At 56.6% G+C, this 14899-nt stretch carries 8 protein-coding genes; 2 read left to right on the forward strand and 6 right to left on the reverse strand.

Annotated elements, in window-relative coordinates:
• Window positions 1-134: 134 nt before the first annotated feature.
• Genes fusA through rpsL form a run of 3 tightly spaced genes read right to left on the reverse strand, consistent with a single transcriptional unit; the run spans window position 135 to window position 3128 of the window.
• Window positions 135-2252, reverse strand: a complete 2118-nt coding sequence (gene fusA / locus Q1B13_RS23075; RefSeq protein ID WP_299084680.1) for an elongation factor G — start codon at window positions 2250-2252, stop codon at window positions 135-137.
• 18 nt (window positions 2253-2270) lie between these two features.
• Window positions 2271-2741, reverse strand: a complete 471-nt coding sequence (gene rpsG, locus Q1B13_RS23080) for a 30S ribosomal protein S7 (protein WP_113791688.1) — start codon at window positions 2739-2741, stop codon at window positions 2271-2273.
• A 15-nt stretch (window positions 2742-2756) separates the two neighbouring features.
• Complete coding sequence (gene rpsL, locus Q1B13_RS23085; RefSeq protein ID WP_005621086.1) at window positions 2757-3128, reverse strand: 30S ribosomal protein S12; 372 nt, start codon at window positions 3126-3128, stop codon at window positions 2757-2759.
• A gap of 383 nt (window positions 3129-3511) precedes the next feature.
• On the opposite strand from rpsL, the gene Q1B13_RS23090 reads away from it, so the two are divergent.
• Window positions 3512-4318, forward strand: a complete 807-nt coding sequence (locus tag Q1B13_RS23090; protein ID WP_299084683.1) for a putative rhamnosyl transferase — start codon at window positions 3512-3514, stop codon at window positions 4316-4318.
• On the opposite strand, the gene Q1B13_RS23095 is transcribed toward Q1B13_RS23090, so the two are convergent.
• Window positions 4303-5172 (reverse strand): DMT family transporter, encoded by an 870-nt coding sequence (locus tag Q1B13_RS23095; protein ID WP_299084686.1) that lies wholly within the window; start codon window positions 5170-5172, stop codon window positions 4303-4305. The two genes, Q1B13_RS23090 and Q1B13_RS23095, sit on opposite strands and share 16 nt — an antisense overlap.
• A 315-nt stretch (window positions 5173-5487) precedes the next feature.
• Here Q1B13_RS23095 and Q1B13_RS23100 point away from each other — a divergent pair, with 315 nt between their 5' ends.
• Window positions 5488-6201: an SMI1/KNR4 family protein gene (locus Q1B13_RS23100; RefSeq protein ID WP_299084689.1), complete on the forward strand. Its 714-nt coding sequence runs from the start codon at window positions 5488-5490 to the stop codon at window positions 6199-6201.
• 179 nt (window positions 6202-6380) lie between these two features.
• On the opposite strand, the gene rpoC is transcribed toward Q1B13_RS23100, so the two are convergent.
• Both rpoC and rpoB read right to left on the reverse strand, forming a co-directional pair.
• Complete coding sequence (gene rpoC, locus Q1B13_RS23105; RefSeq protein WP_299084692.1) at window positions 6381-10622, reverse strand: DNA-directed RNA polymerase subunit beta'; 4242 nt, start codon at window positions 10620-10622, stop codon at window positions 6381-6383.
• A 52-nt stretch (window positions 10623-10674) separates the two neighbouring features.
• Window positions 10675-14811 (reverse strand): DNA-directed RNA polymerase subunit beta, encoded by a 4137-nt coding sequence (rpoB, locus tag Q1B13_RS23110; protein ID WP_299084695.1) that lies wholly within the window; start codon window positions 14809-14811, stop codon window positions 10675-10677.
• Between the last annotated feature and the right edge of the window lie 88 nt (window positions 14812-14899).

Consider the following 14899-nt stretch of genomic DNA (forward strand, 5'->3'; position numbering starts at 1 on the left):
GTCTTGCCGTGGTCAACGTGGCCAATCGTTCCAATGTTGACGTGCGGCTTATTACGCTCAAACTTTTCCTTTGCCATGATGGCCTCCTGTCATTGAGAAAGGGAAGAGGTCGAACGCCCCTTCCCTGATTTCGCTTATGCGTATTTCGCCTGAATCTCGTCCGAGATGTTCTGCGGAACCGGATCGTAATGCGAGAACTGCATGGTGAACTGGGCGCGGCCCGACGACATCGAACGCAGAGTGTTGATGTAGCCGAACATGTTGGCCAGCGGAACGTTCGCGTCGATAGCGATGGCGTTGCCGCGGGGTTCTTGTCCAGACACCTGGCCCCGACGCGATGTCAGGTCACCAATGATCCCGCCGGTGTATTCTTCCGGGGTGATCACTTCGACCTTCATGATCGGTTCCAGCAGTTTCGCGCCAGCTTTGCGCATGCCTTCGCGCATACCCATACGTGCGGCAATTTCAAAGGCCAGAACAGAAGAGTCCACGTCGTGGTACTTACCCTCGATCAGCGCTACTTTGAAATCGATCACAGGGAAGCCAGCCAGCGGGCCGCTATCCATGACGGATCTGATCCCTTTTTCAACGCCCGGAATGTACTCCTTAGGCACCGAACCACCGACAACGCGAGATTCGAAGGAATACCCTTCGCCCGGCTCTGTTGGTGTGATGATCATTTTCACTTCAGCAAACTGACCCGATCCACCCGACTGTTTCTTATGGGTGTAAACGATTTCCGCTTCGTGGCCGATGGTCTCACGATAGGCCACCTGCGGCGCACCGATATTGGCCTCGACCTTGAACTCGCGCTTCAGACGGTCCACCAGGATGTCCAGGTGAAGTTCGCCCATGCCCTTCATAATGGTCTGACCGGATTCCATGTCAGTTTCCACGCGGAAGGACGGGTCTTCTGCGGCCAGACGGGCCAGACCCTGGGACATCTTCTCTTGGTCGCCCTTGGTTTTGGGCTCGACCGCGATCTCGATCACCGGATCGGGGAAGGTCATGGTTTCCAGAACCACCGGATCCTTCGCATCACACAGGGTGTCACCGGTTGTCGTGTCTTTCAGACCCGCCAGCGCGATGATGTCGCCTGCAAACGCTTCTTCGATCTCTTCCCGGTTGTTGGAGTGCATCATCATCATACGACCGATGCGCTCTTTCTTACCTTTGGTCGAGTTCAGGATCGAGTCGCCCTTCTGCATGGTGCCCGAATAGATCCGGGTGAAGGTCAGCGAACCGACGAAGGGATCATTCATGATTTTGAACGCCAGGCCCGAGAACGCCATGTTATCATCCGCACGACGCGGAATGTCACGAACTTCGTCTTCGTCGCCTGGCTTGAAGCCCATGTAATCAACAACGTCCAGCGGGCTGGGCAGATAGTCAATCACAGCGTTCAGCAGCGGCTGAACACCTTTGTTCTTGAACGCGGAGCCACCCAGAACCGGAACAAACGCGATTTCCAATGTGCCTTTGCGCAGCAGGGCGCGCAGGGTTGGAACGTCGGGCTCATTGCCTTCCAGATACTCCATCATCGCGTCGTCGTCCATTTCGACGGCCGCTTCGATCATTTTACCGCGCCATTCGTCAGCCATGTCCTTCAGGCTGTCACGGATCGGTGCTTTGACCCAGCTTGCGCCCAGGTCTTCGCCCTGCCACAGCCATTCTTCCATGGTGACCAGATCAACCAGGCCTTCCAGCTCGGTCTCTGCGCCGATCGGAATACCAACCGGAACAGCACGTGCGCCGGTACGGTCTTCGATCATGCGAACACAGTTGAAGAAGTCAGCGCCGATCTTGTCCATCTTGTTGACGAACACCATACGCGGAACCTTGTAGCGGTCAGCCTGACGCCACACGGTTTCGGTCTGGGGCTCAACACCGGCGTTTGCATCAAGAACACAAACCGCACCGTCAAGAACCGCCAGCGAACGCTCAACTTCAATGGTGAAGTCGACGTGGCCGGGGGTGTCGATGATGTTTAGGCGGTGCTTGGGCGAGTCAGCGGTTTCGCCGTCTTCGGTGCGTTCCCAGAAGGTGGTGGTCGCAGCCGAAGTGATGGTGATGCCGCGTTCCTGCTCCTGCTCCATCCAGTCCATGGTGGCGGCACCGTCGTGCACCTCACCAATGTTGTGGGATTTGCCGGTGTAATACAGGATACGCTCCGAGCAAGTGGTTTTACCTGCATCGATATGCGCCATGATACCGAAGTTACGGTAATGATCGAGTGTATAATCGCGTGCCATTTTGATAAGCCTCTGGAATTACCAACGGTAGTGGCTGAAGGCTTTGTTCGCCTCGGCCATCTTGTGGGTGTCTTCGCGCTTCTTCACAGCGGTACCGCGGGACTGTACGGCGTCCATCAGTTCGCCGGCGAGGCGTTCTTCCATGGTGTTTTCGTTGCGGCCACGCGCAGCAGTGATCAGCCAGCGGATGGCTAGTGCTTCGCGGCGCTCGGGGCGCACTTCGACCGGAACCTGATAGGTTGCACCACCAACCCGACGCGAGCGAACCTCGACCGACGGTTTGATGTTGTCGAGCGCTTCGTGGAACACTTCGACAGGTGCGCGCTTAATCTTGCCTTCAACGCGATCAAATGCGTTGTAGACGATGCGCTCTGCAACCGACTTTTTACCGTCGATCATCAGGTTGTTCATGAATTTTGTCAGGACCTTGTCGCCAAATTTGGCGTCAGGCAGGACTTCGCGTTTTTCGGCGGCGTGACGACGTGACATATCAGCCTCTCCTTCTTATTTGGGACGCTTCGCGCCGTACTTCGAACGACGTTGTTTACGGTCTTTGACGCCCTGGGTATCCAGAACACCGCGCAGGATGTGGTAACGGACACCGGGAAGGTCTTTTACACGGCCGCCGCGGATCAAAACAACCGAGTGTTCCTGCAGGTTGTGGCTTTCACCGGGGATGTACGAGATGACCTCGAACCCGTTGGTCAGGCGCACTTTGGCAACCTTACGCATCGCCGAGTTCGGCTTTTTCGGTGTGGTCGTATAAACACGTGTGCAGACGCCGCGTTTCTGCGGGCACTGCTCCAGGTGCATGGACTTCGAGCGTTTTACTTTCGGCTGCCGCGGCTTGCGGATCAGCTGTTGGATCGTTGGCATTCCGGTTATATCCCCGTTTTGCAACACACATGACATGCACGCGCGATGCGTGCGGTTAAATTCGCTGCGCTTATGCGTCCACAAGCGCAAAACCCGCGAGCGTTCCCATTCCGAGGTGAACGTCGCGGTTTGTTATCAGAGGGCGCGAACGATAAAAGTGTTCGGGCCTTGACCAGTTCATTACTGGAATCGGTTATGGGGCGGCCCCCGGTACCGAGATGACGCGCGTATAGGGGGAGTCGGCCGAAGTGTCAACAGCACACCCTGCCAGCTTGATTGCACTGATTTATCAAAGCAGGTCTTAAGTTTCCAGCGCCCTGGTCGGTTGCAGCCCACCTATGACATCGGCATAGTCAGCGCATTGATCTGCCAGTGGATAAATCATGCAAGTCATCGGCCTCTGCCGCTTTTCCTATCCCGCGATTGGCGGCTACCAAATCCAACATGAAACCATCGATGAGCGGCGGCGCTATTTGTACAGCCCCGCACGACTGGACGAGCGGTTTCGCTTGTTCGAATCCTCTACCTTGCCCTGTATTCGGGAACAGACCGACGAAGATTTCGAATTTCTGATTGTGATCGGAAATTGCCTTCCGAAAGAGCCCTATGACCGGTTAATGGATTTGACCGCTGGTATCAGACAAATCCGGATACTCGGACGTGAACCCGGCCAACATCGTACGGTGATGAAAGAGGTGCTGAATTCATCCCGAAAAGACCCGGACAAGCCCTGTCTTCAATTCCGCCATGACGACGATGACGCCGTTTCAGTCGACTTCGTCGAAAGACTGCGTATTGCCGCCCACGACAGCCGTGGGGTGATCGAGCGCAACAGAACCGTGGGCATCGACTTTAACAATGGGTTTATTGCCCGGTTCGGGTCAGACGGTGTGCGCGCAAAACCGATCTTTAACTCACTTCTTGGCGTGGGTTTGGGAATGTATGTTGCGGGAAAGTGCACGCAAACGATCATGAGCTTCACGCACAACAGGATCGGTCGCTTCATGCCCGTGGTCAGCTTTCCGGACGCCCCAATGTGGGTGCGAGCCTTGAACAGTTTCAACGACTCCCATCAGGCACGCAATGACACCCGAGAATTGCCGCTTTTATCATCTAAAGCCGAAAACGAATTTGTCGCGCGCTTTGCCATCGATCAAAACACGGTCCGGAAGATTCACTCGACCGGTTGACGTGACCGTCCCCGCAGCAAGGTGAACAAACCAGCTCCCACGATCAGCACAGCGCCCAGCATCGTCAAGTTGTCAGGCCATTCGCCAAATACGGCCCAGCCCAAACCCAGCGCCCAGATCAAGCTAGAGTATCGGAACGGGGCCACGAACCCGACGTCACCCTGGCGCATAACCATGACGCTGAACAAGTACCCCATCAAAACGAACACGGCTGCCGCAGCAACCAACGATCCCGTCGCGACCGAAACCGGAACCCACCCTTCGAGCACCGAAGCAACCGCCGCGGCCAGCGCAATTGATGCGGACGTCGCCAGCGTGACGACCATAGAAGGTACGTCGGCCGACATGCGACGCGTGATCAAATCCCGTGCCGTCACCGAGGCAACCGCGATGAGTGCGTAAACCGAATACACGCTGAACCCGGCCGGACCAGGCCTGACGATCAGCAGCATCCCTGCAAACCCGAGTGCAATCGCCAAGGCGCGACGCCAACCGATATGTTCCGAGAAAAGCAACGCGGCACCTAAAGTGACCGTCAAGGGCAGCGCCTGAAGAACAGCCGTTACATTGGCCAAAGGCATGTTCTTCAGAGCGGTCAGGAAAAAGAACGTCGCCGAGAGCTCGGCAATACAACGCAGTGCGATCAGCCACTTATCATGGTGCGGAAAATTCAGGTGCAGCGCGCCAAGGGATCGGGCCAGCAAATAAACAAGGATAACCGCCAGAACCCCTCGGATTGCGACCAGCTGAAAAAGAGGCAGGTCCTGCAGAGCAACTTTCACCAACGTGTCATTCAAGGTAAAGGCCGCCATACTGCCCATCATCAGCAGCGCGCCCTTTGTGTTTGGTGTCATGGCGAATGGGTCCGAAGTAACGGTGTCGATGCATTGGTCTTACAAGCTGGAGAGATGTCAATCTCCCGGAGTCAAGCAAAGTGGATTTTATCCGTGCTCGAGGTGAAATCGGCAATCGTTCAGGGGTCTTCTCGGTGAAGCCGAAAACGGTTTGTCAAAATGGGTATCGACCCAGAAAACGACGATGCGATGCAATAATTGCTGTATTCGCTCAAAGTCGGCATCGCGGAAAAGCCGCCATTAGGGCAATCAGATTGCGGCCTTTAGCCAAAGCTCGTAGCTAAGGCCCGACAACAGCGGGAAATGGTGACGCCCTTGAGTAACGAAAATGTGGCGAAGACAATCAAAGAACTCGCAAAAGCAATACGCGGTAGATGGGACCGGCTGGGTTATCTGGAAACGGATGAGGGCGCATTCGCTACCGGCCATCTTCCAACCAAAGCACCACACGCCTATCTGTGTCGATTTTATGCGGGTCTTTCCGACCCTAGGCTTGATAGTGCAGAGGCGGAGAGCGAACGATATTTGCCGCAACCGTATCGCGATTTTCTTGGATCGTTTAACGGTGGACATATCATGGGAATTTCACTTCACGGCGCTACTGGTGGCCAAAATCTCCGGGAACCTGGAGGTATTGGACAACCGGTAAGTATCGGATACCAAAATGTTTTCTACACCCGACCAGAGTTCATCCCGAAGGGTCACTTCGGTTTGGGTTCCATGAATGGCCCCTACTACTCGCAAGGTCATCTGTATCTCACGAGCGTTGGCGAAGTCGAATTGATTAACAGTGACTACGATTTGGTTGCTACGAGATGGCCGACATTCTCAGAGTTTCTCAGGCAAGAGGTGTCGCGGCAATTGTCACGTTATGATGATGAAGGCCGGGAAACAGGCGAAGTCAAAAGACTGCCAGGAAATACTGATGATAGGGAAGCCTTGGGCAAAGAGCTTTCAGATAGAAGAAAGAAAGAGGATACTGTTTTGCATAAGACCCTCCGCAAGCTCAGTAGTTTTCGAAAAAAGTAGTTGCCGACAGTTCTGAAACCGAGTTCGCCCCGATGAAATTCCGCAGCATTGGTCACTTTGGGCTCAAAGAAGAGCTGTGGAGCGGCTGTTGCAGCGAAGTAGGAACCTCGCGGTTTGATAGTTAGCAAAAAAAGGCCCCGCGAAATCGCGGGGCCTCATCATTTGGTATCAGAGTGCCTTTACTCGCGGCTTTCTGGTGTTTCCACCAGAACGTCCAGCTCGTCTCCGACCATGTCGTCATCCATGACCGGCGCAGCCAGAGCAGCGGCGGCTTCAGCCTCTTCCCTGCGAGCTTCGATCACCACGTTATCGCGTGACTGAGCTACGCGCTGGACACTTTGGGTGGCACCACCGGTCCCGGCAGGGATCAGACGACCAACGATGACGTTCTCTTTCAGGCCAACCAGCTTGTCTTTCTTACCCTGAACCGAAGCCTCGGTCAGAACGCGGGTGGTTTCCTGGAACGACGCCGCCGAGATGAACGAACGTGTCTGCAGCGAGGCTTTGGTAATCCCCAGCAGGATCGGTTCGCCCTGAGCCGGACGACCACCACGCGAGAGTGTCTTCTCGTTGGCTGCGTCAAACTCTTGCTTGTCGACATGTTCGCCTTTCAACAGGGTGGTGTCGCCTGAATCCAGGATCTCCCACTTCTGCAGCATCTGGCGCACGATAACCTCGATGTGCTTGTCGTTGATCTTCACGCCCTGAAGGCGATAAACATCCTGCACTTCGTCGATCATGTAATCCGCCAGCGCTTCGACACCCATGATGGACAGGATGTCATGCGGGGCCGGGTTGCCGTCCATCAGGTATTCACCCTTCTGGATAAAGTCGCCCTCCGCGACCGGGATATGTTTGCCCTTGGGCACCATATACTCGATCGTTTCCATCGACTCGTCCGCCGGCTCAATGCTGATGCGGCGCTTGTTCTTGTAGTCGCGGCCAAAGCGCACATAACCATCGGCTTCTGCGATGATTGCGTGATCTTTCGGACGACGGGCTTCGAACAGTTCAGCCACACGCGGCAGACCACCGGTGATGTCCTTGGTTTTGGCACCTTCACGCGGGATACGCGCCACAACTTCACCAGCTTCGATCTGCTGACCGTCTTCGATCGACAGGATCGCATCCACCGACATCGGATAGTGAACCGGGTTGCCCGCATCGTTGCGGACCGGCTCGCCATCTTCGCCAACCAGAATGATCTCGGGCTTGAGGTCGCTGCCTTTGGGGGCGGCGCGCCAGTCGATCACGATCTTCTGGGTCATACCGGTTGCATCGTCGGTCTCATCCCGGACAGCGATGCCCGAAACAAGGTCGACATACTTCGCGGTACCGGCTTTCTCGGCGATGATTGGCAGGGTGTAGGGATCCCATTCGTACAGCTTGTCGCCACGAGCCACCTTGGCGCCATCTTTAACGAACAGCTTCGAACCGTAGCCCAGCTTGTGGCTGGCACGCTCTTCGCCATGTTCGTCGCTGATCACCAGCTTCATGTTCCGGCCCATCACCAGGCTTTCACCTGCTGAATTGACCAAAAGCTGCGGGTTCTCGAACGAAACGACACCGTCCTGGCTGGCTTCCTGGAAGGACTGCTGTCCCCCTTGGGCAACACCGCCGATGTGGAAGGTCCGCATCGTCAGCTGTGTGCCAGGTTCACCAATGGATTGGGCGGCGATGATGCCCACCGCTTCACCGGTGTTAACCCGTGTACCACGCGCTAGGTCACGACCATAGCAAGTGGCGCAGACGCCCTCTTCCGACTCACAGGTCAGAGGCGAGCGGATGCGCATGGATGCAACACCAGCTTCGTCAATGGTATCCGCCATACGTTCGTCGATCAGTTGACCAGCGGCAACCAGAACTTCATCCGTACCCGGACGCAGAACATCGTCGGCAGAGACACGGCCCAGCACACGCTCGGCCAGCGAGGAAACAACCTCACCGTCATTGACCGCAGCCTCAGCCGTGATCGCACGCTCGGTACCACAGTCGATCTCGCGAACGATGCAGTCCTGGGCGACGTCCACCAGACGACGGGTCAGGTAACCCGAGTTCGCCGTCTTCAGAGCGGTATCCGACAGACCCTTACGGGCACCGTGGGTCGAGTTGAAGTATTCAAGAACCGTCAGACCTTCCTTGAAGTTCGAGATGATCGGCGTTTCGATGATGTCGCCATTCGGCTTGGCCATCAGGCCGCGCATCCCGCCCAGCTGCTTCATCTGAGTGACCGAGCCACGCGCACCGGAGTGCGCCATCATGTAGACCGAGTTCGGCTCCTGTTCGGACCCGTCCTCTGCCCGATCCGAAGACGAGATCGTGCCCATCATCGCATCAGTGACGCGGTCGTTACACTTCGACCAGGCATCGACAACTTTGTTGTACTTTTCGCCCTGAGTGATGAGGCCGTCCATGTACTGCTGTTCAAAGTCTTTCACCTGACCGCGGGTTTCATCAACAATGCCCCACTTGTCGCCCGGGATCACCATGTCGTCCTTGCCGAATGAGATACCGGCCTTGAACGCCTCTTTGAAGCCCATCGACATGATCTGGTCGCAGAAGATCACAGACTCTTTCTGACCGCAGTACCGGTAGACAGTGTCGATCACCTGTTGCACTTCTTTCTTCCGCAGCAAGCGGTTGACCAGTTCGAACGGCGCCTTGTTGTTCAGCGGCAGCAGAGCTCCCAGACGCAGACGGCCCGGAGTGGTCTCGAAACGCTTCTGAACTTCGTTGCCTTCCTCGTCGATCTGCGTGATCCGCGCGGTGATTTTGGTGTGCAGATGCACTTCACCGGCGTCCAGCGCATGCTGAACTTCTTCGATCGAACCAAAGACCTTGCCTTCGCCGATCATGCCTTCGCGTTCCAGCGTCACATAGTACAGACCCAGGATCATATCCTGCGAAGGAACAATGATCGGCGCGCCGTTTGCTGGCGACAGAACATTGTTGGTCGACATCATCAGAACGCGCGCTTCCAGCTGGGCCTCAAGGCTCAGCGGGACGTGAACGGCCATCTGGTCGCCGTCGAAGTCGGCGTTAAAGGCCGAGCACACGAGCGGGTGCAGCTGAATTGCTTTCCCTTCGATCAAGACCGGCTCGAACGCCTGAATGCCAAGACGGTGCAACGTCGGCGCACGGTTCAGCATGACAGGGTGTTCGCGGATCACCTCGTCGAGGATATCCCACACTTCGGGACGCTCTTTTTCGACCAGTTTCTTCGCCTGTTTAACGGTCGAAGACAGACCCTTGGCTTCGAGGCGCGAGTAGATGAAGGGCTTGAACAGTTCCAGTGCCATCTTCTTGGGCAGACCACACTGGTGCAGCTTAAGCTCCGGACCGGTCACAATGACCGAACGGCCCGAGAAGTCGACGCGCTTACCCAGAAGGTTCTGACGGAAGCGACCCTGCTTACCTTTCAGCATGTCCGACAGCGATTTCAGCGGACGCTTGTTGGCACCGGTGATTACGCGGCCACGACGACCGTTGTCGAACAGAGCATCCACCGATTCCTGCAGCATCCGCTTTTCGTTGCGGACGATGATGTCAGGCGCGCGCAGTTCGATCAGGCGCTTCAGACGGTTGTTCCGGTTGATGACGCGGCGATACAGATCGTTCAGATCCGAGGTCGCAAAACGGCCACCATCCAGCGGCACCAGCGGGCGCAGTTCCGGCGGAATGACCGGGATCACGGTCATCACCATCCACTCGGGGCGGTTGCCCGACTCGAGGAAGCTCTCAACAACCTTCAGACGCTTGATGATCTTCTTGGGTTTCAGCTCGCCGGTTGCTTCAGCGAGATCAGCGCGCAGCTGCTCGGCTTCGGCTTCCAGATCGATCTGGGCCAGCATCTCACGAATGGCTTCGGCACCGATATTCGCGGTGAACGCATCCATGCCATAGGCATCCTGCGCATCCATGTACTCTTCTTCGTTCAGCATCTGGCCATAAGACAGGTCGGTCAGACCGGGCTCGATGACGACGTAGTTTTCAAAGTACAGAACGCGTTCCAGATCGCGCAGCGTCATGTCCAGCATCAGACCGATGCGGGATGGCAGCGATTTCAGGAACCAGATATGTGCGACGGGCGCGGCCAGTTCGATGTGGCCCATACGCTCGCGGCGGACTTTTTGCAGGGTGACTTCCACACCGCATTTCTCGCAGACAACGCCGCGATACTTCATACGCTTATATTTGCCGCACAGGCATTCGTAATCTTTGATCGGGCCAAAGATACGCGCGCAGAACAGACCGTCACGCTCGGGCTTGAAAGTCCGGTAGTTGATGGTTTCAGGTTTCTTGATCTCACCATAGGACCAAGACAGAATCCGTTCCGGGCTGGCCAGCGAAACCTTGATCTCGTCAAAGACTTTCGGCGGTGTCAGCGGGTTGAACGGGTTGTTGGTGATTTCCTGGTTCATTTTGATACCTCAAATTTTGCGGAAGGGGGGACGGGAGGAAGGGCCGAGGCCCTTACTCCTCAACCTCCGCATCCAGGAGTTCCATATTCAGGCCGAGACCACGGACTTCTTTAACCAGAACGTTGAACGATTCCGGTACGCCCGCTTCAAAGTTATCCTCGCCCTTGACGATAGACTCATAGACCTTGGTCCGGCCGGCGACGTCATCCGATTTAACGGTGAGCATCTCCTGCAGGGTGTAGGCGGCGCCGTAAGCTTCCAGAGCCCAGACCTCCATCTCACCAAAGCGCTGACCACCGAACTGCGCCTTACCACCCAGCGGCTGCTGGGTCACCAGGCTGTACGGCCCGGTCGAACGCGCATGGATTTTGTCATCCACAAGGTGGTGCAGTTTCAGCAGGTACTTGATGCCAACGGTGACCGGACGCGCGAATTGCTCACCGGTACGACCGTCGAACAGAACCGACTGACCGCTTTCCGAGAAGCCCGCACGCACCAGCGCATCGTTGACGTCAGCCTCTTTGGCGCCGTCAAAGACCGGGGTCGCGATCGGGACACCGCGGGTCACATTGCCCGCAGCTTCGATCAGGTGACCTTCGTCCATGCCGACAATGCCTTCTTCATAGACATTCTCGCCATAGGCCAGCTTCATCGCTTCGCGAACCGGGGTCAGGTCGCCAGAACGGCGGTATTCACCCAGTGCTTCGTCGATGTTCAGACCCAGACCGCGTGCGGCCCAACCCATGTGGGTTTCAAGGATCTGTCCAACGTTCATACGCGAAGGCACGCCCAGTGGGTTCAGACAGAAGTCAACTGGAGTACCATCAGCCAGGAACGGCATGTCTTCCATCGGAACAACCTTGGAGATCACACCTTTGTTTCCGTGACGACCGGCCATCTTGTCGCCCGGCTGCAGCTTACGCTTCACGGCGATGAAGACTTTAACCATCTTCATCACACCCGGCGGCAGGTCGTCACCACGACGGACTTTCTCTACCTTGTCTTCGAAACGGGCATCCAGAGCGCGCTTGAGCACTTCGTACTGCTCGTTCAGAGCCTCTACGATCTGGGCGTCCTTCTCGTCTTCCAACGCCAGCTGCCACCACTGACCACGGGTCAGCATGTCCAGCAGTTCCTCGGTGATCACCGATCCTGCCTTGACGCCTTTCGGGCCTTTGACAGCGGTCTTACCCAGGATCAGACCTTGCAGACGCGCATAGATGTTGCGGTCAAGGATCGCCAGCTCGTCGTCCCGGTCACGGGCCAGACGTTCGACTTCCTCACGCTCGATCTGCAGCGCACGCTCGTCTTTTTCCACACCGTGACGGTTGAAGACGCGGACTTCCACGACCGTACCGTAATCACCCGGCTTCACGCGCAACGAGGTATCGCGCACGTCAGACGCTTTTTCACCAAAGATGGCGCGCAGCAGCTTTTCTTCCGGGGTCATCGGGCTTTCGCCCTTAGGAGTGATCTTGCCCACCAGAATATCGCCCGGTTCAACATCCGCACCGATGTATACGATGCCAGCCTCGTCGAGGTTGCGCAGCGCTTCTTCACCGACGTTCGGGATGTCGCGGGTGATCTCTTCCGGGCCCAGCTTGGTGTCACGGGCAGCGACTTCAAACTCCTCGATATGGACCGAGGTAAAGACGTCATCACGCGCGATACGTTCGCTGATCAGGATCGAGTCTTCGTAGTTGTAACCGTTCCACGGCATGAACGCGACGACCACGTTCTTACCAAGGGCCAGTTCACCTATGTCGGTGGACGGACCGTCGGCAACTACTTCGCCCTTGCCAACCATATCACCCACTTTGACCAGCGGGCGCTGGTTAATGCAGGTGTTCTGGTTCGAACGCTGGAACTTACGCAGACGATAGATGTCAACGCCAGCGTCGCCCAGCTCCAGATCTTCGGTGGCGCGGATAACGATACGCTGGGCATCGACCTGGTCAATGATACCGGCGCGTTTCGCCTGAATCGCAGCGCCCGAGTCGATCGCAACTTTTTCCTCGATCCCGGTACCGACCAGCGGTGCCTCGGCACGCAACAGCGGAACCGCCTGACGTTGCATGTTCGAGCCCATCAGGGCGCGGTTGGCGTCGTCATTTTCAAGGAATGGGATCAGCGATGCGGCGACCGATACCAACTGTTTCGGGCTGACGTCGATCAGGTCCACATTCTCACGCGGGGCGAGCGTGTAGTCACCGGACTGACGGGTCGAAACCAGATCGTTGATGAACTTGCCATCTGCATCCAGCGTCGCGTTCGCCTGCGCCACGGTGTGACGCATTTCCTCGGTTGCGGACATGTAGTGAACCTCATCGGTCACCTCGGCGTCTTTGACGACGCGATAGGGTGTTTCGATGAAGCCATACTTGTTCACGCGGGCAAAGGTGGCCAGCGAGTTGATCAGACCGATGTTTGGACCTTCGGGCGTTTCAATCGGGCACATCCGGCCATAGTGGGTCGGGTGTACGTCGCGCACCTCAAAGCCTGCACGCTCACGTGTCAGACCACCGGGGCCAAGCGCCGAGAGGCGGCGTTTGTGGGTGACTTCGGACAGTGGGTTAGTCTGGTCCATGAACTGCGACAGCTGCGACGAGCCGAAGAATTCGCGAACAGCAGCAGCAGCCGGTTTCGCGTTGATCAGGTCTTGCGGCATGACGGTGTCGATTTCGACCGACGACATGCGTTCCTTGATCGCGCGCTCCATGCGCAGCAGGCCAACGCGGTACTGGTTCTCCATCAGTTCGCCGACCGAACGCACACGACGGTTGCCGAGGTGGTCGATATCGTCGATGTCACCCTTTCCGTCACGCAGTTCCACCAGCGCCTTGATACAGGCCACGATGTCTTCTCGGCGCAGGGTGCGCAGTGTATCGGGCGCATCCAGAGCCAGACGCATGTTCATCTTTACACGGCCAACGGCGGACAGGTCATAGCGCTCGCTGTCGAAGAACAGCGTTTCGAAGAGGGCCGAGGCCGCTTCGACAGTGGGCGGCTCGCCCGGACGCATGACGCGATAGATGTCCATCAGCGCGGTGTCACGGCCCATGTTCTTGTCTGCGGCCATGGTGTTGCGCATGTAGGGACCGACATTGACATTATCGATATCCAGAACCGGGATGTCGGTGACGCCCGCATCGATCAGTTCCTTCGCAGAACCACCGATCAGATCGCCGTCTTTGTCATACTCCAGCGTCAACTCATCACCGGCTTCGACATAGATGGCGCCGGTTTCTTCATTAATGATGTCTTTGGCGACAAATTTACCGACGATATGATCGAACGGCACCAGCAAGTTGGTGACAGTGCCCTCTTCGATCAGCTTCTTGACAGCGCGCGGCGTAACTTTCTTGCCTGCTTCTGCAATCACCTCACCGGATTTCGCATCCACCAGATCATAGGTCGGGCGCGTGCCACGTACACGATCGGGGAAGAACGGCGTGACCCAGCCCTTCTTCTTGTCCAACTTGTAGGAAACCGTATCGTAATAGGCGTCCATGATCGCTTCCTGATCCAGACCCAGAGCATAAAGCAGGGTTGTCACAGGCAATTTGCGGCGACGGTCGATACGGGCGAAGACGATGTCTTTGGCGTCAAACTCAAAGTCCAGCCAGCTGCCGCGATACGGGATGATGCGGCAGGCAAACAGAAGCTTACCCGAGGAGTGGGTCTTGCCTTTGTCATGATCGAAGAACACACCGGGCGAACGGTGCATCTGGGATACGATCACTCGCTCAGTGCCGTTCACAACAAATGTCCCGTTTGGCGTCATCAGGGGCATATCGCCCATGAACACGTCCTGTTCCTTGATATCTTTTACCGACTTGGCGCCGGTATCTTCATCGACATCAAACACGATCAGACGCAGAGTGACCTTCAGCGGCGCGCTGTAGGTCATGTCGCGCTGCATGCACTCTTCGACGTCGTATTTGGGTTTTTCCAGATCGTATTTCACAAACTCCAGAACGGAGGTTTCGTTGAAATCTTTGATCGGGAAAACCGACTGGAACACGCCTTTGATGCCTTCGCCGTCTGCGGGCTGCTCTGCATCGCCTGAGCGCAGGAATAGATCATAAGAAGATTTCTGGACCTCAATGAGGTTCGGCATCTCCAGCACTTCGCGGATTTTGCCGTAGTATTTCCGAAGACGTTTCTGGCCAAGGAACGATTGAGCCATGTCAGATGTCACCTTTCGATGTTCTCAGCGGGCTAAGACACCGTCGGGCCCCGGCGCCTTGCACATTAGAGACGACACGTCCGGATCA

It is taken from the genome of uncultured Ruegeria sp., from assembly GCF_947489545.1.
Taxonomy (GTDB): domain Bacteria; phylum Pseudomonadota; class Alphaproteobacteria; order Rhodobacterales; family Rhodobacteraceae; genus Ruegeria.